The sequence below is a fragment of the Streptomyces sp. NPDC023481 genome, from assembly GCF_055560195.1.
This window is the reverse complement of record NZ_JBVHJE010000002.1, coordinates 284,541-301,609: the sequence shown is the minus strand read 5'-3', so window position 1 is coordinate 301,609 and position 17,069 is coordinate 284,541. Positions and strand designations below refer to the sequence as shown.

The following is a 17,069-nucleotide window of genomic DNA, read 5'->3' as shown; positions in this document are numbered from 1 at the left end:
AGAACTAGTACGCGTTCTAGTTCTGTTCAGCAGTCTGCTGACGTGACGTCCACCACCGCAAGGGTCTTGCAGGTGCCGAGAGTGCGATCTGCGCGTGTTCCGCACCGATTGGGGGTGTCGTGCCTCTTGCTACTTGTAGAACCCGTTACTACCTTCACCGCACCCGCTGATGGACCGTCAGATGGCTGGAGCCGCCGATGCCCTGTCCAGCGCTGCCCGACGGGTTCGACCTCACCGACCCCGATCTGCTGCACCACCGTGTGCCCCTCCCGGAGTTCGCCGAGCTGCGCCGTACCGAGCCGGTCCGCTGGATCCCGCAGCCGCACGGCGTCGCGGGTTTCGCCGACGCCGGCTACTGGGCCGTGACCCGGCACGCCGACGTCAAGTACGTCTCCACGCACCCGGAGCTGTTCTCCTCCTCCCTCAACACCGCGATCATCCGCTTCAACGAGCACATCCGGCGCGAGGCGATCGACGCGCAGCGGCTGATCCTGCTCAACATGGATCCACCGGAACATACGCGGGTCCGGCAGATAGTGCAGCGCGGGTTCACGCCACGCTCGATCCGGGCGCTGGAGGAGCGGCTGCGGGTCCGCGCCGAGGCGATCGCCGCGGCCGCCCGCGCCCGCTCGGGGCCCTTCGACTTCGTCACCGAGGTCGCGTGCGAGCTGCCGCTCCAGGCGATCGCCGAGCTGATCGGGGTCCCGCAGGAGGACCGGTCCAGGATCTTCGACTGGTCCAACAAGATGATCGCCTACGACGACCCCGAGTACGCGATCACCGAGGAGGTGGGCACGCAGTCGGCCGCCGAGATCATCGCGTACGCCATGAACATGGCCGCCGAGCGCAAGCGGTGTCCGGCGCGGGACATCGTGACGACGCTGGTGGCGGCCGAGGACGAGGGCAACCTGAACTCCGACGAGTTCGGCTTCTTCGTGCTGATGCTGGCGGTGGCCGGCAACGAGACGACCCGCAACGCCATCACCCACGGCATGCACGCGTTCCTCACCCACCCCGACCAGTGGGACCTCTTCCGCCGCGAGCGCCCGTCGACCACGGCCGAGGAGATCGTCCGCTGGGCGACCCCGGTCAACTCCTTCCAGCGGACGGCGACCCAGGACACGGAGCTGGGCGGGGTCCTCGTCCGGAAGGGCGACCGGGTCGGCCTCTTCTACGCGTCCGCCAACCACGACCCCCAGGTGTTCACCGACCCCGACGGCTTCGACATCACCCGCGATCCCAACCCGCACCTGGGCTTCGGCGGAGGCGGTCCCCACTACTGCCTCGGCAAGTCCCTCGCGGTCCTGGAGATCGACCTCATCTTCAACGCCGTGGCCGACGCCCTGCCCGGCCTCCGCATGACCGACCCGCCGCGCCGCCTGCGCTCGGCGTGGATCAACGGTGTGAAGGAACTCCGGGTCAGCCACGGCTGAGGGGGGCACCGGGCCGGCCCGGGCTCACTCCCGTACCGGCCTCCCCTCCGTTGCGCTCACTCCCGGCCCGACGCGAGCGTCGCCATGACCGCCGACGCCAGGGCCGCGAGCAGGAGGGGGACGGCCAGGCCGTGGTGGAGGACCAGCCACGCGCCCAGGCAGGCGCCGCCGGCCATGGCGAGGACCGAGGCCGAGCGGCGCGGGGAGCGGTGGCCGGTCCCGTCGCCGAGGCGGGACTCGGAGGCGAGGGCGGTGAGGGTCATCGTCAGGACGGTGGTGGTCAGGTCGGGCACGCCCAGTTTGCGGACCGTCGCGTTGCGCAGGCCCATCGCGAAGGCGGTGAGGGCGATCAGCGCGTACCGGGTGCCGGTGGCGCCCGGCCAGGCGAAGGCCACCGCCGCCGACCCGCCGACCAGTACCGCCTCGGCCGCCAGGGTCAGCCGGGCCCAGAGGCGCCGGGATCCTCCGCCGAAGCGGATCGCGGTACGGCCGCCGGCGACCGCGCCGAGCAGGAAGCAGACCAGGGAGGTGGCCGTGTGCGGTACGGAGAAGCCGGGGGCACCGGCCGCGGCGAAGCCGAGCACGACCACGTTTCCGGTCATGTTGGCCGTGAAGACGCGGCCCAGGCCCAGGTAACCGACGGCGTCGATCAGGCCGCTGACGACGGTGAGGGTCAGGAGCACGGCCACCAGCCGCAGCCCGCGCCTCTCCGGATCCGGTGGCTCGGGCGTCCTGGGCGGCGTGGGCGTCGTCATCGTTCCTCCGCGGTCCTGCGAGGTTCCACCACGGGGACACGGTAGAGAACGGCGGTCGGGCGACGGGTGCGGACATGCGCGCGCACCCTCGCCGAGCGGAGGCGAGGGTGCGGGGGCCGGTCCGGGCGCGGGTGTGGCGCCGGGTCGGCAGGGTCAGCCGGGGGTGGTGGCTCAGTACCAGCCGTTGGCCTGCCAGAAGCTCCAGGCCTTGGCCGGGCTGCCGTAGCGGGAGTTCATGTAGTCCAGGCCCCACTTGATCTGGGTGGCCGGGTTGGTCTTCCAGTCGGAGCCCGCGGAGGCCATCTTCGACGCCGGCAGGGCCTGGACCAGGCCGTAGGCGCCGGAGGCGCTGTTGGTGGCGGCGGGGTTCCAGCCGCTCTCGTGCTCGACGATCCTGCTGAAGGCGTTGAACTGCGCGGCGTCCGGGATCATCCGGTGCGCGATCGCCTGGGCGGAGGAGGCGTTGGAGGTGGCGGCCTGGGCGGGAGCCGCGGTGAGCGCCAGGCCGGCGGTGGCGGCGGCCACGGCGGCGGTGGTGATGGCCTTCTTCGGGGAAGCGATGCGGCGGATGAAGGAGACGGACACGGAGAACCTCTTGCGTCGGGGACGGTGGATCGCCCGCATGGAAGGACCACACACTGTGGCCGTATGCGTCGGCGCCGCGGCCCGGGTGGGCTCGTGGTGCCTGGCGACGTCGTCCAGAGAAGCAGGCCCGGAAGGCGTCCGCAATGACCCCTTTTACTAGTTGTGGCCGGATGGGCGAGGAACGTCCACTCTGTGACGTGGGTCGTAATCCGCAGGTCAGAAGGGGTGCACGGAGGGATGTATCGGACAAACGGGACTACGGCCCCGGCTCGTAGGTGACGTGCGTCATGTGGGGTGCTTCACCGTCCCGCTCGCCCTCCGCGAGCGAGTCCTCACCCGGCGGGACCGTCGAATGTGACCCGGGACCGTCGAATGTGACCGCCGTCTCGAAGGCGGCCCGCCGTGTGGCCCGGCGCAGCGCGCGCAGCACCGCCGGGCCGAGCGCGGCGGTCAGCACCACCGTGCAGACCGCCCGGCCCAGGTCCCAGCCGAGCGAGGTGGCCACGCAGTACGCCACGAAGTGGGCCAGGTTCACCGCGACCGGGGCGCCGGCGGCGAACGAGATGTTCGAGGCGGCGCTGTCCAGGAAGGTCCAGCCGGCCAGGTTCATCACCGTGCCGTAGGCGAAGGCCGCGAGGAAGCCGTACCCGGCGAGCATCAGCAGTTCGAGACGGCCGCGCACCCGCACCGGGCCCGGCAGCAGCCCCGCGCCCATGGTGAACCAGCCCATCGACAGCATCTGGAACGGCAGCCACGGCCCGACCCCGCCGGTGAGCAGCGCGGACGCGAACATCGTCACCGAGCCCAGCGCGAAGCCGAAGCCGGGGCCGAGCACCCGGCCGCTCAGCACCATCAGGAAGAACATCGGCTCGATGCCGGCCGTGCCCGCGCCGATCGGCCGCAGTGCCGCGCCCGTCGCGGCCAGCACGCCCAGCATGGCGACGGCCTTCGGGCCGAGGTCCGACTCCGAGATCGTCGCCGACACGACCGCCACCAGCAGGATCAGCAGGCCGGCGAAGAGCCAGGGCGCGTCCTGGGCGTGGGCGCTCAGATGCGAGGTGGGCGGGGCGAGGAAGGGCCAGAACAGGGCGGCCGCCCCTACGGCGCTGGTCAGCGCGAGCGCGGCCAGCGAGCGGGGGCCGAGGCGGACGGCGTGGAGGCGTGCGGGCGCCGGTGCGGCCGGTGTGGTCCGGCTCATGCCAGGGCCTCGCGGACCTCGGCGACCGTCAGCCACCGCTGCGGGGCCAGGATCTTCGTCACCTGCGGTGCGAAGGACGGGGAGGACACCACGATCTCGGCCGTCGGGCCGTCCGCGATCACCTCGCCCTCGGCGAGCAGCACGACCCGGTGGGCCAGTTCGGCGGCCAGCTCCACGTCGTGCGTGGCCAGCACGATCGCGTGTCCCCCGGCGGCCAGGTCGCGCAGTACGGCGACCAGCCGGGCCTTGGCCGCGTAGTCCAGGCCGCGGGTCGGCTCGTCCAGCAGGAGCAGGGGAGGGCGGGCGGTCAGGACCACGGCGAGCGCGAGCGCCAGGCGCTGGCCCTCCGACAGGTCCCTGGGGTGGGTGTCGTCCGCGATGTCCGGCAGCAGACCCGACACCAGCGACCGGCAGGTGCCGGGCTCGGCCCCGGCGTCCCGGTCGGCCGCCGCGCACTCGGCGGCGACCGTGTCGGCGTACAGCAGGTCGCGCGGGTCCTGGGGGACGAGACCGACGTGACGTACGAGGTCCCCGGGCGGGGTGCGGTGAGGGGCGACCCCGCCGACGGTGACGCTCCCCGAGGCGGGCGCCAACAGCCCGACGAGCGAGCCGAGCAGGGTGGACTTCCCGGCACCGTTGCGGCCCATGAGCGCGATGGTCTCCCCGGGGGCGACGGTCAGATCCACCTGACGGAGGGCGTGGACGCGGTCCCGCCACACGGACAGACCCCGCACCTCGGCGCTGAGCGCGCGCGGGGTTTCCTCGGCGGGGGAGGGCCGACGACGGAAGAGGGAGCGCCGGGATCTGCCGGCCGGCGTCCGCTGTGCCCGGCCGGGGGCGGCGAAGAGGCCGGAGTCCGCGGCCTTCGCGCCCGTGGTGGCCGCAGCCGGGGCGTCCCCGGAGTCCGCCGTCCGGGAGGAACCCGTTGCGTGAGCCAGGCGGGCCCGCAGGGCCGGGGCCTGGCGGCGGGCGTTGCGGATGGTCAGCGGGAGGGGGGACCAGCCGGCCAGGCGGCCCAGGGCCACCACCGGGGGATGGACCGGGGAGACGGCCATGACCTCGGCCGGGGGACCCACGACCGGGGCGGCGCCCGGAGCCGGGAGGAGGACGACGCGGTCGGCGTACTGGATCACCCGCTCCAGGCGGTGCTCGGCCAGCAGGACCGTCGTCCCCAGGTCGTGCACCAGCCGTTGCAGCACGGCCAGCACCTCCTCGGCGGCGGCCGGGTCCAGCGCCGAGGTCGGTTCGTCCAGGACCAGGACCTGCGGGTGCGGGGTGAGGACGGAGCCGATCGCGACGCGCTGCCGCTGTCCGCCGGACAGGGTGGCGATCGGCCGGTCCCGCAGTCCGGCGAGGCCCAGCAGGTCCAGGGTCTCCTCGACCCGGCGCCGCATCACCGCCGGAGCAATCCCCAACGACTCCATGCCGTAGGCGAGTTCGTCCTCCACGGTGTCCGTCACGAAGTGCGCCAGCGGATCCTGGCCCACCGTGCCCACCACATCGGCCAGTTGCCTCGGCTGGTGGGTGCGGGTGTCCCGGCCGGCCACCGTCACACGGCCGCGCAGGGTGCCGCCGGTGAAGTGCGGGACCAGCCCGCTGACCGCGCCCAGCACGGTCGACTTGCCGACCCCGGACGGACCCGCGAGCAGCACGAGTTCACCCTCGGGCACCTCGAAGTCAACGCCGTCCACGGTGGGTTCGGCGGCGCCCTCGTACGTCACGCCGACCTCTTCGAAGCGGATCACGGATGCTCCTCGGGGACGAAGGCGGGCAGCAGGGCGAGCAGGACGGCCGCGGCGGGCCAGAGCGGCAGGGTGGGCGCGACGAGGGGGACGACCCCCGGGTGCAGCGCCTGCGGGTCACGGACGGAGGCCAGCGTGAGCAGCGCGGCCACCACGGCGCCGGAGCCCGTGACCAGCCAGGCGCGCGGCCCCCACGGATCCGGGCGGTACCGCGTCCGCAGCGAACGCCGGCCGCCCAGCCGCAGCCCGGCGAGCGCGGCGACGACTCCGGCGAGCAGCACGGGAAGCCCGTACGCGCCCCCTTCCGCCGTCAGCAGCCCGTACGTTCCCGCGCACACGCCCAGCAGGCCGCCGAGGGTGAGCGCGGTCGTCGTGCGGCGGACCCGCGCGGGCACCTCGGCGGTACGGCCGTAGCCACGCGACTCCATCGCGGCCGCGAGCGCGACCGACCGCTCCAGCGCGCCCTCCAGGACCGGCAGCCCGACCTGGAGCAGCCCGCGCACGCCCCGGTCCGGGCGGCCGCGCAGCCGGCGGGCGGCGCGCAGCCGCTGCACGTCGGCGATCAGGTGCGGCGCGAAGGTGAGCGCGACGACCACGGCCACGCCCGTTTCGTACAGCGCGCCGGGCAGGGACTTGAGCAGCCGGCCCGGGCCGGCCAGGGCGTTCGCCGCGCCGACGCAGATGATCAGGGTGGCGAGTTTCAGGCCGTCGTAGGCGGCGAAGACGACCGCCTCCGCGGTGACCCGGCCGCCCAGCCGGATGCCCTGCGCCCAGTGCGGCAGCGGCACTTCGGGCAACGTGAGCAGCGTGTGCGTGCCCGGGATGGGGGAGCCCAGCGCCACCGCGAACAGCACGCGGACGACGAGGACGGCCAGGGCGAGCTTGAGATACGCGGTGTAGGAGCGGCCCCGGGGGGTGGGGGAGCGGTGCGTGGCCACGACGTACGCGGAGACGGCCGTGAGCAGGCCGAGCAGCAGGGGGTTGGTGGTACGGGTGGCGGCGGTGCCGAGGGATATCGCCCACAGCCACCAGGCGCCGGGGTGCACGGGCGCCCGGCGCCGGGTGGGGGAGCCGGCGTACTCACCGGGACTCATCGGGACCCGTCGCGCCGCCGCCGTGCCTGCCACACCGCCGCCCCCGCCAGCAGGGCGACTACTCCCGCACCGATCGGCAGCCCCAGCGAGGGCCCGCCGTCCGACCCGGCCCTGTCCTGGGCCGACACCTGCTCCCCGCACCCGGTCCGGGGATACCCGGCGATCGCGCACAGCAGGGCGTTGGTGTCGTACCGCAGCGGCTTGGCCACGGCGGCCAGCGCGTCGGCGCTGGTCGCGTCCTCGGGCACCCGCGCGCAGGCCGTACGGCGGCCCGGCGGCGTCTCACCGGACGGCGCGTCCGCGCGGGTGCCGAAGTCGAGGACGAGGGCGACACGCTTCGTACCCGAAGCGGCGGGCGTGCCGGCGCAGACGGCGGTGAAGTCCGCCGTACCGCGCGGCCGGGCGGCGTCCGCCGAGTCCGCGCTCACCGCGAACCGGAAGCCCTGGACCGCGCCGTCGTCGGGGCGGACGGCCGCCGGGCCCTGGGTGGCGTACGTCCAGTGCCCGCCGGCGCGCTCCCAGAACGACCAGTAGCGGTATCCGGTGGCCCCGGCCGGCCCGGCGGAGGCGAGGAGCAGCAGCGCGGCGAGTCCGGCGAGGAGCACCGGCGCGGCACGGCGGACGAGGGTCACGGCCGGGGCTTCTTCCGGCTGCTCAGCAGGAAGCCGATGCCGATGCCGGCGACGAGTCCGACGCCGACGATCCACCAGACACCGCTGCCGGAGCCGTCGGACTTCTCCGTGCTCTCCGAGTGCCCCGCGGCGGAGTCCGTGTGCGGGGCCGGGCCGAGCGCGTCGAGGGCGTCGACCAGGCTGGTGCCGTGGAAGTCGCCCGGCTGCTCGCCGAGCGCGTGGGCGGCGAGGATCAGCTGCGCGTACGCGGCGGGTCCGCTCTGCACCGCCCAGGGGCCGGCGTTCTTCTCCAGCCAGGCGTACGCCTTCCGCGCCGGCTCGGTCCGGCCGTCCGCGGCGAGCGCGACGACGGCGTCCGCGGTGTTGCCGTAGTCCGGCTGGTCCTTGGCGCCGGGCAGGGCCGACTGCAGGTGCCCGGTCTTGGCGAGGACCGTCGCCAGGTACGCGCCGGCGTTGTCGGCGACCTGCTCGCGGGTCGGGTGGTCGGCCTCGGCGCAGGCGTCCTGCGCCGGGGGCTTGCCGGCCTCCGCCGCGAACCCCTTGCCGAGCGCGCCCAGCACGCCGGCCGCCGTCGCGTCCGCGTTGGCGAGCAGCCTGCCCTTCTTGTCGGGCTGGTAGGCGAGGGCGCCGCCGCCGTCCTGGTCGCAGGGGATGGACCAGGTGGGCAGCGCGTCGTACGGCGACTTGCCGGAGGTGCGGACGGCCGCCGGGTCGGTGCCGGCCGCGGTGAGCGCGCCGACGACGACGGAGGTGGAGTTGGTGTCGCTGGGGGCGCCCGGGTAGTAGCCCCAGCCGCCGTCCTTGTTCTGCGCGGACTTCAGCCAGTCCACGGCCTTGCCGACGGCGCCGCCGTGTCCGCCGGTCGCGGCCAGGGCCTGGACGGCGGCGGCCGTGCTGTTGGTGTCGGGCTTGGCCTTGGCGTCGCAGGGCTTGGCGGGGTCGGCGCGGAAGGCGGTGAACGAGCCGTTCGCGCACTGCTGCCCGGTGAGCCAGTCCACGGCCGCGGCGGCGGGCCGGTAGCCGAGGGTGCGCTGGGCGACCAGCGTGAGCGACTGCCGCCACACGCCGTCGTACGTCGGGTCGCTCTTGCCGTACAGGCCGTGCGGGACCGTCGCCCCGGCGGACGGCGACGAGCCGGCGGCCGTGGCGGGCGCGGCGGCGGCCAGCACGCCTACGGCGGCGAGAGCCGCGGCGCTGCGGCGGACGTTCATGGTCGGCGACTGCCTCTCCTGTGGGGGGCCGGGCAGCGCACGGGACACCCCGGGCGGCTCGGCCCCGTAGACCTCGACGGTGCCGTGCGCGGCGGACCGCCGGCGCACGCGAGCCGGTCAACGTCCCGTCCGGGGCAGCCCGGCTCACCGCCGTTTCCGGCGGCACACGGATGGGGGTGCCCCCGGCGCGAGCGCGGCCGGGAGCTGGGGAAGGGCCGACGCCGGGATTGCACCGGCTTCCCCCCGTACGGGTGATGACGACCCCGCCACTTTACCGGCCGCCCCGCGCGGACCGAGGGGTGGCCGTGGGCACAGGCAGGAGGTGACGGGGGTCACGGGCCGGGGAGCGGCGAGCGGGGGCGGGAAAAGGGGTGTGCCGGGAGGGGGTGCGCTGGAGGCGGGTGCTGTGAGGGGGCGGCGAGAGGGGTGCGCCGGGAGCGGGCGCGGAAGGAGGGGTGCGTCAGGCCGCGTACACGTCCGTCGCCGGGCGGACCGTCGCCGTCAGATGGCGGGCCAGCCGGCGCAGGGCCGTCTCGCAGTCCGTGGGTGTCTCGGCCGTGACCACCCAGTGGGCCAGGCGGTCGGTGGCGTCCGCGTGCGGGGCCGCCGTCACCGGGGCGCCGGGGCGGTGGGTGAGCAGCATCCGGTCGGCGGCCGGGTCGTGGTCGGCGGCGGGGTCCAGGTGGAGGTGGGTCAGGCGGCCGGTCACGGTCGGGTAGGCGAACTGGACGGCGGCGGCCCGCTGGCGCGTCGGGGTCAGTTCGGGGTGCCGGCCGGTGGCGAGGGCGGCCGCGGCCCCGGCCAGGTCGACACCGGTGGCTAGTTCCACCAGCAGGGGGACCAGGTCGCCGGGCAGGTGCGGGGCGACGTCGAGGACGCGGGGGCCGCGGGCGGTCAGCCGCAGGACGACGTGCGCGACGGTGTGGGTCAGGCCCAGGGCGCGGATGGTCCGCTCGACGCACTGGCGCAGGAAACGGTTGTGCAGCAGGCCGTCGTGGGCGTGGACGTGGTGGCGCAGCGCGACCCGGGCGGGCGGCGGGCCCGGGGTCGTACGGGTGAGGGCGACGATGCGGACCTCGTCGTCCAGGACCACGGTCTCGGCGGACACCAGCGCATCGGGCGCCTCCTCCGGATCGCCGGGGCCGGCCGTCGGCAGCCGGTGCCGCAGCAGCAGGGCCCGTAACGCCACCGGGTCGGCGCAGGCCAGGGCCGTCTCGTACGACAGGCCCGGTAAGCCCAGCCGGCCGGTCAGCCACGCGGCGGTGGCCAGGTGAGCCGTGCACCAGGTCAGCACGCCGGCGACCGGGTGCCCGGCCGCGTGCGCCAGGACCGCCCGCGTCGCCTCGGGCTGCCGGGCCGGGTCGGCCGCGAGGTGCGCCGAGAGGTACGGCCGCGCCCAGTCGGGCGGGTCCGGGTCGACCAGGACGACCGGGCGGAGCGCGGCGATCCGGGCCAGCGCAAACGCGTCGCACGTCTCCCGGCGGCCGGCCCCGAGGAGCACGACGGGCAGCGCCATGGTGCCTGGACCTTCCTCGGGGAGAGGGCGGACGAGGAACGCCCCGGGTGCCGCTCCCCCATCGGCGGCACCCGGGACGGGTCGGATCTTGCTCTCCGTGCAGTGATCCTCACCCAGGGCACCCCCAACTGTCAACAATTGCTGCCCTCTTCCGCAGGGAGCCTTGTCACGTCTGGTCGCCGACCGGGCGAACGGGTAGCCTCGCCGTCAGCCCAGCCACCGAACGGACGACACGCCCAGGGGGGACCTCGGTGAGTGACGCCTACGCCTCGCTGGCCGATGTCCTGGACCGGCTCGGCGAGTTGACCGGCCGCCCCGGCCGCCTGCCCGAGACCCTCGACGTGGCCGGCCTCTCCTACCGCACCGGCATCCCCGTGGGCGTCGTCGTCGAACTGCTCTCCGGCGGCCGGGCCCCCGAGACCTGCCTGGCCCAACGCGTCCGCCAGCGACTGGACTTCATCCGCGAGACCCGGCGCCGCCCGGACGGCAAGCGGTACTCGCTGGACGAGCTGGCCCGGATCGCCGGAACCAGCCGGCAGTGGCTGAGCGAGTGGCGCAAGAGCGGGATGCCGAGCCTGGAACACGCCGACCGGCTGCGCCGCTTCTTCTGCCTGCCCGCCGGCTTCTTCACGGCCGACGAACCGGAGGCGCTGCACGAGGCGCTGCAACCGGTCCTCCAGGGCCTGGAGGCCGAGGCCGACCCGCTGCTGCGGCTGCGCGAGAGCGGGCTGGTACGACTGGCCGCCCGGGCCCCGCAGATGAACGCCCGGCAGCTCGCCACCCTCGCCGACCTCGCCGAGATGATCATCACCTCCGAGCGGGCGGAGGGTACCGGGCGTGCCTGAACCCACCGTCGGAACCCCGGAACCGGCCAGGCGCCCCCGGCCGGCGGCCCCCGCCAAGCACCCCGGGTCGCCGAGGCGCTTCCTCGACCGGCTCGTCCGCGACACCGTCCGCGGCCTCACCCCGCCGACCGACGCCAAGGCCTTCCTGCACGCCCTGTGCGCCACGCTCAGCCCCCGGCTGGACCGTCCCGTCCGGCTCAAGTTCGTCGCCTTCCCGCCGGGCCTCGACGTCTCCGGGATCACCCTCGCCCGGGACGAGGACTACATCGTCGTGGTCGAGGAACGGGCCCCCGACCCCCACAAGTTCGTCATCGCCGGACACGAGCTCGGCCACATCCACTACGGCACGCTGGACGTGCACTACCCGGCCGGACTGCCCGCCGCCGCCCGCCGGCTGCTGTCCCGCGCCGAGCACGACGTGCCCTGGGACCGGGTGGCCGCCATGGCCACCCGCTCGCCCGCCGCCGCGGCCGCCGAGGCCGAGTGGGAGGCCGAGGAGTGCGGGCTGCGCCTCGCGGCGAAGTTCCACAAGGTCGTCGGGCCCGGCGCGGCTGGCCGGATGACCCAGGACACCCTCACCGACCGGCTGTCGTCCTCCCTGGGCAACATCGGCGGGCCGTGATGCGCTGGGACATCTCCGGCTGCTTCGCCGCCTACGCCGTTCCGGCCGCCCTGCTCGCCGTGGCCTTCGTGATCAAGCTGCCGCTGCTGCGGCGCGCCTGGCAGGACCCGATCCTGCGGGCCACCGCGCTGCTCCTCGGCATCGGCGCGGTCGTCTTCGCCTCGCTGCCGCCGGCCAACCTGCACCGCATCAACGCGATCGCCGGCATCCCCAACTTCGCCGGCCTGTGGGTGTACTCGCTGCTGACCGCGTACTGCGGCGCCTGCCTGTGGCTCATCATCACCTGGCGGGAGCCGCCGTCCGCCGTGCGCCGCCGGCGCACCCGGCTGGTCTGGAGGGCGTACGGCGTCATCATCGTCGGCCTGTGGACGACGTTCCTGCTCGGCGACCACCACGTGGAGCGCACCCGCGACCTCGACACCTACTACGCCGGCACGCCCTGGATGCGCGAGTTCGTCCTGCTCTACCTCGTCGCCCACCTGGTGTCCGCGCTGGTCGCGGCCGGCATGCTGTGGGCCTGGTACCGGGAGATCGAGGACACCTGGCTGCGCCGGGCGGTGATCTCCCTCCAACTGGCCTACGCCCTCGGGCTCCTCTTCGACCTGGGCAAGCTCGCCGCGATCGGCGCCCGCTGGAGCGGCCGGGACTGGGACTGGCTGTCCACGTACGCGGCCCCGCCGTTCGCCATCGCCGAGGCGGTCCTGGTGGCCGTCGGCTTCATCGCCGGGCAGGCCGGGCCCTGGGCGGCCGAACACCGGCGGCTCGTGCGCACCCACCGGCGCCTGAAGCCGCTGTGGCAGACCATGCTGACCGTCACCGCGCCGGCGGCGCCCGCGACCGGCCGGGTCAGCGGTGCCGCCCTCCGGCTGGAGCTGCGCCGGGCCGCCATCAACGACGGGCTGCTCAAGCTGGCCCCCCACCTGTGCCCCGACCGGCGGGAGCGGACGCGGCGGACGGCGACCGCGGTGGGCTACCCGGAGTCCGTCGCCCGGGGCATCGCGGCCGCCGTGGACATCCTCGTCGCGGCCGACGCGCTGCACGCACCCGAGGACCGCGATCCGCCGCCGTCCGACGCGGGCCCCGGGTACGTGTCCGTCCCGGACAGCGAACTGGACTCCGTCGCCCACGCGTTGCGGTTCCACGCGGCGGCCGTAGAGAGGTTCCGCCGGCAGGCGGCCGCCACGGAAGGTCTCACCGCGCATGCCTGACATACCCACCGCCCGCCGCAGCGCGCTGGTCGTCGGCGGCAGTACGGCCGGCATGCTCACCGCGTCCGTGCTCGCCAGCCGCTTCCACGAGGTGACGATCGTGGAGGCCGACCGGCTGCCGGCGGGCCCCGAGCCGCGCAGGGGCCTGCCCCAGGCGCGGCACGCGCACCTGCTGTGGTCCGGCGGGGTGGCCGCGCTGGAGGAGCTGCTGCCGGGCATCACCGGGGAGCTGACCGCGCGGGGCGCCGGACTCGTCGGCGTGACGCGCGACCTGGTCAGCAAGGCGCCGTCCGGGCAGTGGTTCCGGCGGTTCACCGACTCCCGGCACCACATGATCGTGTGCAGCCGGGACCTGCTGGACGCGGTGATCCGCGCCGACGTCCTCGCCCGGCGCCGGATCACCCTGCGCGAGGGGACCCGGGTGGCGGGCCTGGCCGGCGACCGGCACCGGGTGAGGGGGGTCCGCCTGCCCACGGGCGAGACGCTCCACGCCGACCTGGTGATCGACGCCGGCGGGCGCGGCTCCCAGGCGGACAACTGGCTGCGCGCACTGGGCCACGCCCCGGTCGAGGAGCGGGTGGTCGACGCGGGCGTCACCTACGCCAGCCGGCTCTACGCGGCCCCCGGCGCCACCTCGACCCTGCGCTACCCGGTGGTGAACGTGCAGGCCGACCCGCGCGACGCGCCCGGCCGGGGCGGGGTCGTCGTACCGATCGAGGGCGACCGCTGGCTGGTCACGCTCTCCGGCACCCGGGGCGGCGAACCCTCCGCCGACCCCGACGCGTTCGAGCACTTCGCGCTCACCGGTCTGAAGGACCCGGTGATCGGCCGGCTCCTCGCCCAGGCCAAGCCGCTGACCGACCCGGTGATCACCCGCAGCACGGCCAACCGCCGCCGCTTCTACGAGAAGGCCGCGGTCTGGCCGGAGGGCTTCGCGGTCCTCGGGGACGCCGTCGCCGGCTACAACCCGGTCTACGGCCACGGCCTGTCCGTCGCCGCGCAGAGCGCCCTCGCCCTCGGCCGGACCCTCGACCGGTACGGCCCCACCGCCCCCGGCACCGCCCGCCGCGTCCAGCGCGCGGTGGCCCGGCCGGTCGGCAACGCGTGGAACCTCGCGGTCGGCCAGGACGCCTACTACCCCGGGGCCGCGCCCCAGCCGCCGACCCTCGTCGAACGCCTGCTCACCGCCTACGTCGACAAGGCCGTGGCCGCCGGCTCCGAGAACCCGCACGCCCTGCGCGGCCTGCTGGACGTGATGAGCCTGCGCACGCCGGCGGCCCGCCTGTTCGCCCCGGACATGCTGTGGAACGTCTGCTTCGGCCCCCGCAAGGGCCCGCTGCCGGGCCCGCCGCTGACACGGGCCGAGCGGGAGTCGGCGGGGCTGGACTGAGGGCAGCCTGTAGAGGGCCGGCAGCGGGGGAGGGGTGCGGGCCGGGGCGAGTGGTCGAGGGGTGCGGGCCGGGGCGAGTGGTTGAGGGGTGCGGGCTGGGGCGAGTGGTCACACCGCCCTGTACGTCACCGGGTCGCTGCCCGGTACCGGTTCCGCCCGGCCCAGTTTCACCAGGCGGCGCAGGTGGGACTCGGCCTCCGAGACGGCGATGGTGCGGGAGCCGTGGGGGATGCCGGCCCACGGGCGGTTCCACTCCATGCGCTCGGCGAGCTGCCAGGGCGTGAGGGGCTCGCGGAGCAGGGCGAGGAGGCCCGCCAGGCGGCTGCCGTGGTGGTCGAGCAGGGCGCGGACGCGGCCCGGGGCGTCGGTGAAGGGGTGCTGGTGGGCCGGGAGGACCTCGGCGGGGCCCAGCCGGCCGATCCGCTCCAGGGAGTCGAGGTAGTCGCCCAGGGGATCGGTGACCGTGAGGTCGTCCGGGTCCTCGTACAGGCCGATGTGCGGGGTGATCCCGGGCAGCAGGTGGTCGCCGCTGAACAGGCGCCCGTGGCCCGCGAGCCGGTCCGGGTGCGCCTCCTCCAGGTGCAGGCAGACATGGCCCGGCGTGTGCCCCGGGGTCCAGATCGCGCGCAGCCGGCGGCCGGGCAGGTCGAGGAGTTCGCCGGGCACGATCTCCCGGTCGGGCAGCGCCGGGGAGAGGCCGGGCAGGGTCCCCGCGCGGGGCGTCCGCAGCGGCGCCACGTGTTCCTCGGGCGCCCCGGCCGCCGCCAGTTTGGCCGCCATGTACGACAGCCACCGCTGCGGCCTGGTCTCCCGGGTCCGGCGTACGATCGCCGCGTCCGCCGCGTGCAGTGCCACCCAGGCGCCGGAGGCCTCCCTGACCCGCGCCGACAGGCCGTGGTGGTCCGGGTGGTGGTGGGTGACCACGACGCCGTACACCTCCCCGGCCGTCGTACCGCAGTCCGCGAGCCCCGCCGCGAGCGTGTCCCAGGACCCGGGGTCGTCCCACCCGGTGTCGACCAGCACCGGCCCCCGGTCGGTGTCCACCACGTACACCAGCGTGTGCCCGAGGGGATTGTCCGGGATGGGCACCCGGACGGACCGTACGCCCCCGCCGTGATCGAACGTCGTCGCCATCGGACCTCCGCCCCTCGGCCCTCATGGCCATTGCCCACTATAACTAGAACTGGTTTCAGTGGATGCCCAAGTCGGCCGATGCTGTTATGCGTTGGCCTGACATGCGCGGACGTGCGCGCTATCTGTCGTCGCCTGTCGACGTTGGTCACTGCCGGACGGCCCAGAGACGGCCCGAGGAAGCGCACTCCGGGATGCAATGATCTCTAGGGAGGCGTGCAGATGGACATGCTTGAGCTGATGGGGTGGCTGGCCGAGCGCGGGGTCACGACCGTGTTCAAGGTCGACGGTGACCGCATGGTTGAGCACCGGAAGGCATGGATGGTCATCGTCAGCGGTGGGTCACTCGGTGAGGACTCGTTCTTCCGTGCAGACATGGCCACGGTGGATGCATGCCTTGACTCGCTGCTCGCTCACCTGGAGAGCAAGGGCTTGTCGCCCTTTGCATGATCGGCATCTCTGTCTGCCCGCCGCTGGCACTCGATCTTGAAAACCGTCGTGGCAGCGATGTCACCGTGGGTTCAAATCCCACCGCCTCCGCCGGATGAACAGTGAGAACGGCCCCTGGCCTGGGTGTTTGGTCGGGGGCCGCAGCTACCGTGACTGCCCGGTGTTCCCCGGGGTTTCCCGCTCGATCGGGCACGGCTGGGGCACGGCTGTCAGTGCCGTGCCTGAGACTCGTTCGCACAGTCGGTCTGATGAAGGAGTTTTGGTGGGGGTATGGGTCACTGCAACATTTGCGTTGGTCGGCGTGATCACTGGTGCGATGGTGAGTCCGTGGGCAGCGCGTCGGCAGGCATGGGTCACGGCTAGGCGCGAGGCACTGGACCGAGCCATCGTCGCAACCCGAAGGGCCGACCTGCGGCGCAACTACATGCGAGGCGTATCAAGGGCTCAGTTGTTGCCAGTGCAGGTGGGAACGTTGGCAGAGGACCGCTGGCCAGAACTGACGGATGAGCACCTTGCTCTGGCCCACGCGGCACGCGTCCAGCTACCTCTTGACGGTTTCGCAGAGTTCAGAGCTGCTGTTGTAGAGATGCGTGACGCTCTTGCCCTTGTCGAACCTTATGTCGAGCTCGAGTGGGAGTCGGAGCGGGAGTGGCTTCCTCAGCCAGCGACGTTTTCGTCCTTGCTCGCGCAGTTGAAGAAGGCTCGGAGGCGTAGTGCTTGGTGGCGTTCAAGTAGGACCAGGACGCCAAGACTGGCGCGGACCCGCAGTGGGTGGTGGCGTCGTACCCGGTCGTGAACGGAGTGGCGGCTGGTCGGTGTAGCCGTCGCTTGAAGCTGACCTCACCCACCACTCACCCCAGCTCCCATCCCGTCCGCCGTCGACCCACACACCGTGGAGCGGGCGTGGTTCCTGGCGTCCAGGTGGAGCGCGCCACTGTACGAACGACCTGGACGCCAGGGGCCGCGTCTGCTCGGCTCTGCCTGGGTCGACGGTGGACGGGGTGGGAGCTCCCCGCGCACGCCACAACGGACTTGCAGTCGGCGACGGCGCCCCCTCCATCCCGGTGCCGGCCGATCCCCCGCCGGAGGCATTGTTCTGACCTCGGCTGTGCCGTCTCAGTCTTGCCCCGGCCTGGTCTTCGCCCCCCTTGTGGGCGCGGGCGGGCGACGGCGCGCGGCCCCGGTGACGGAGGCAAGGAGGGGCGGCGCGGCGGCGACCGACCGGCGCCGCCGCGCTGTGCGCGGCACCTCCGATCT

Annotated in this window: 15 protein-coding genes; 6 read left to right on the top strand and 9 right to left on the bottom strand. The window is 74.2% G+C overall.

Annotated elements, in window-relative coordinates; translation table 11 throughout:
- Window positions 1-197 precede the first annotated feature (197 nt).
- On the top strand, window positions 198-1,433 hold the full coding sequence (locus tag ACZ3ZD_RS05570) for a cytochrome P450 (protein WP_467393844.1): 1,236 nt from the start codon (window positions 198-200) through the stop codon (window positions 1,431-1,433).
- Window positions 1,434-1,489: 56 nt separating this feature from the next.
- Here the strand turns inward: ACZ3ZD_RS05570 and ACZ3ZD_RS05565 are convergent, their stop codons facing one another.
- From ACZ3ZD_RS05565 to ACZ3ZD_RS05530, 8 genes are all read right to left on the bottom strand, one after another.
- Entirely contained in the window at window positions 1,490-2,188 is a 699-nt protein-coding gene (locus ACZ3ZD_RS05565; RefSeq protein WP_467393842.1) for a YoaK family protein, read from the bottom strand.
- Window positions 2,189-2,359: 171 nt separating this feature from the next.
- Complete coding sequence (locus tag ACZ3ZD_RS05560; RefSeq protein WP_467393840.1) at window positions 2,360-2,773, bottom strand: aggregation-promoting factor C-terminal-like domain-containing protein; 414 nt, start codon at window positions 2,771-2,773, stop codon at window positions 2,360-2,362.
- Window positions 2,774-3,029: 256 nt separating this feature from the next.
- On the bottom strand, window positions 3,030-3,971 hold the full coding sequence (locus ACZ3ZD_RS05555; RefSeq protein ID WP_467393838.1) for an ECF transporter S component: 942 nt from the start codon (window positions 3,969-3,971) through the stop codon (window positions 3,030-3,032).
- On the bottom strand, window positions 3,968-5,716 hold the full coding sequence (locus tag ACZ3ZD_RS05550; RefSeq protein WP_467393836.1) for an ABC transporter ATP-binding protein: 1,749 nt from the start codon (window positions 5,714-5,716) through the stop codon (window positions 3,968-3,970). The genes ACZ3ZD_RS05555 and ACZ3ZD_RS05550 overlap by 4 nt, the downstream gene beginning before the upstream one ends.
- On the bottom strand, window positions 5,713-6,807 hold the full coding sequence (locus ACZ3ZD_RS05545) for an energy-coupling factor transporter transmembrane component T (RefSeq protein WP_467393834.1): 1,095 nt from the start codon (window positions 6,805-6,807) through the stop codon (window positions 5,713-5,715). The genes ACZ3ZD_RS05550 and ACZ3ZD_RS05545 overlap by 4 nt, the downstream gene beginning before the upstream one ends.
- Entirely contained in the window at window positions 6,804-7,439 is a 636-nt protein-coding gene (locus tag ACZ3ZD_RS05540) for an SCO2322 family protein (RefSeq protein ID WP_467393832.1), read from the bottom strand. Before ACZ3ZD_RS05540 ends, ACZ3ZD_RS05545 begins: the two co-directional genes overlap by 4 nt.
- Window positions 7,436-8,650 carry a prenyltransferase/squalene oxidase repeat-containing protein gene (locus tag ACZ3ZD_RS05535; protein WP_467394543.1) on the bottom strand — a complete coding sequence of 405 codons (1,215 nt, stop codon included), beginning with the start codon at window positions 8,648-8,650 and terminating at the stop codon, window positions 7,436-7,438. The genes ACZ3ZD_RS05540 and ACZ3ZD_RS05535 overlap by 4 nt, the downstream gene beginning before the upstream one ends.
- Before the next feature lie 460 nt (window positions 8,651-9,110).
- On the bottom strand, window positions 9,111-10,166 hold the full coding sequence (locus ACZ3ZD_RS05530) for a hypothetical protein (protein ID WP_467393830.1): 1,056 nt from the start codon (window positions 10,164-10,166) through the stop codon (window positions 9,111-9,113).
- Window positions 10,167-10,417: 251 nt separating this feature from the next.
- Between ACZ3ZD_RS05530 and ACZ3ZD_RS05525 the strand changes: the two genes are divergently transcribed.
- From ACZ3ZD_RS05525 to ACZ3ZD_RS05510, 4 genes are read left to right on the top strand one after another with little or no spacing between them, the layout of a single operon-like run.
- Window positions 10,418-11,011 carry an XRE family transcriptional regulator gene (locus tag ACZ3ZD_RS05525; RefSeq protein ID WP_467393828.1) on the top strand — a complete coding sequence of 198 codons (594 nt, stop codon included), beginning with the start codon at window positions 10,418-10,420 and terminating at the stop codon, window positions 11,009-11,011.
- Entirely contained in the window at window positions 11,004-11,633 is a 630-nt protein-coding gene (locus tag ACZ3ZD_RS05520; RefSeq protein ID WP_467393826.1) for a hypothetical protein, read from the top strand. Before ACZ3ZD_RS05525 ends, ACZ3ZD_RS05520 begins: the two co-directional genes overlap by 8 nt.
- On the top strand, window positions 11,633-12,841 hold the full coding sequence (locus ACZ3ZD_RS05515; RefSeq protein ID WP_467394542.1) for an MAB_1171c family putative transporter: 1,209 nt from the start codon (window positions 11,633-11,635) through the stop codon (window positions 12,839-12,841). The genes ACZ3ZD_RS05520 and ACZ3ZD_RS05515 overlap by 1 nt, the downstream gene beginning before the upstream one ends.
- Window positions 12,834-14,231, top strand: a complete 1,398-nt coding sequence (locus ACZ3ZD_RS05510) for an FAD-dependent monooxygenase (protein ID WP_467393824.1) — start codon at window positions 12,834-12,836, stop codon at window positions 14,229-14,231. Before ACZ3ZD_RS05515 ends, ACZ3ZD_RS05510 begins: the two co-directional genes overlap by 8 nt.
- Before the next feature lie 108 nt (window positions 14,232-14,339).
- Here the strand turns inward: ACZ3ZD_RS05510 and ACZ3ZD_RS05505 are convergent, their stop codons facing one another.
- On the bottom strand, window positions 14,340-15,365 hold the full coding sequence (locus ACZ3ZD_RS05505; protein ID WP_467393822.1) for an MBL fold metallo-hydrolase: 1,026 nt from the start codon (window positions 15,363-15,365) through the stop codon (window positions 14,340-14,342).
- A gap of 219 nt (window positions 15,366-15,584) precedes the next feature.
- On the opposite strand from ACZ3ZD_RS05505, the gene ACZ3ZD_RS05500 reads away from it, so the two are divergent.
- Complete coding sequence (locus ACZ3ZD_RS05500; RefSeq protein ID WP_467393820.1) at window positions 15,585-15,812, top strand: hypothetical protein; 228 nt, start codon at window positions 15,585-15,587, stop codon at window positions 15,810-15,812.
- The last annotated feature ends 1,257 nt before the right edge of the window (window positions 15,813-17,069 follow it).

Excerpts from the sequence above, each read along its gene's own strand:
- ACZ3ZD_RS05545 (WP_467393834.1), bottom strand. The coding sequence starts at position 6,807 with ATGAGTCCCGGTGAGTACGCCGGCTCCCCCACCCGGCGCCGGGCGCCC.
- ACZ3ZD_RS05500 (WP_467393820.1), top strand. The coding sequence starts at position 15,585 with ATGGACATGCTTGAGCTGATGGGGTGGCTGGCCGAGCGCGGGGTCACG.
- ACZ3ZD_RS05535 (WP_467394543.1), bottom strand. The coding sequence starts at position 8,650 with ATGAACGTCCGCCGCAGCGCCGCGGCTCTCGCCGCCGTAGGCGTGCTG.
- ACZ3ZD_RS05555 (WP_467393838.1), bottom strand. The coding sequence starts at position 3,971 with ATGAGCCGGACCACACCGGCCGCACCGGCGCCCGCACGCCTCCACGCC.
- ACZ3ZD_RS05530 (WP_467393830.1), bottom strand. The coding sequence starts at position 10,166 with ATGGCGCTGCCCGTCGTGCTCCTCGGGGCCGGCCGCCGGGAGACGTGC.
- ACZ3ZD_RS05510 (WP_467393824.1), top strand. The coding sequence starts at position 12,834 with ATGCCTGACATACCCACCGCCCGCCGCAGCGCGCTGGTCGTCGGCGGC.
- ACZ3ZD_RS05565 (WP_467393842.1), bottom strand. The coding sequence starts at position 2,188 with ATGACGACGCCCACGCCGCCCAGGACGCCCGAGCCACCGGATCCGGAG.
- ACZ3ZD_RS05570 (WP_467393844.1), top strand. The coding sequence starts at position 198 with ATGCCCTGTCCAGCGCTGCCCGACGGGTTCGACCTCACCGACCCCGAT.
- ACZ3ZD_RS05515 (WP_467394542.1), top strand. The coding sequence starts at position 11,633 with ATGCGCTGGGACATCTCCGGCTGCTTCGCCGCCTACGCCGTTCCGGCC.
- ACZ3ZD_RS05505 (WP_467393822.1), bottom strand. The coding sequence starts at position 15,365 with ATGGCGACGACGTTCGATCACGGCGGGGGCGTACGGTCCGTCCGGGTG.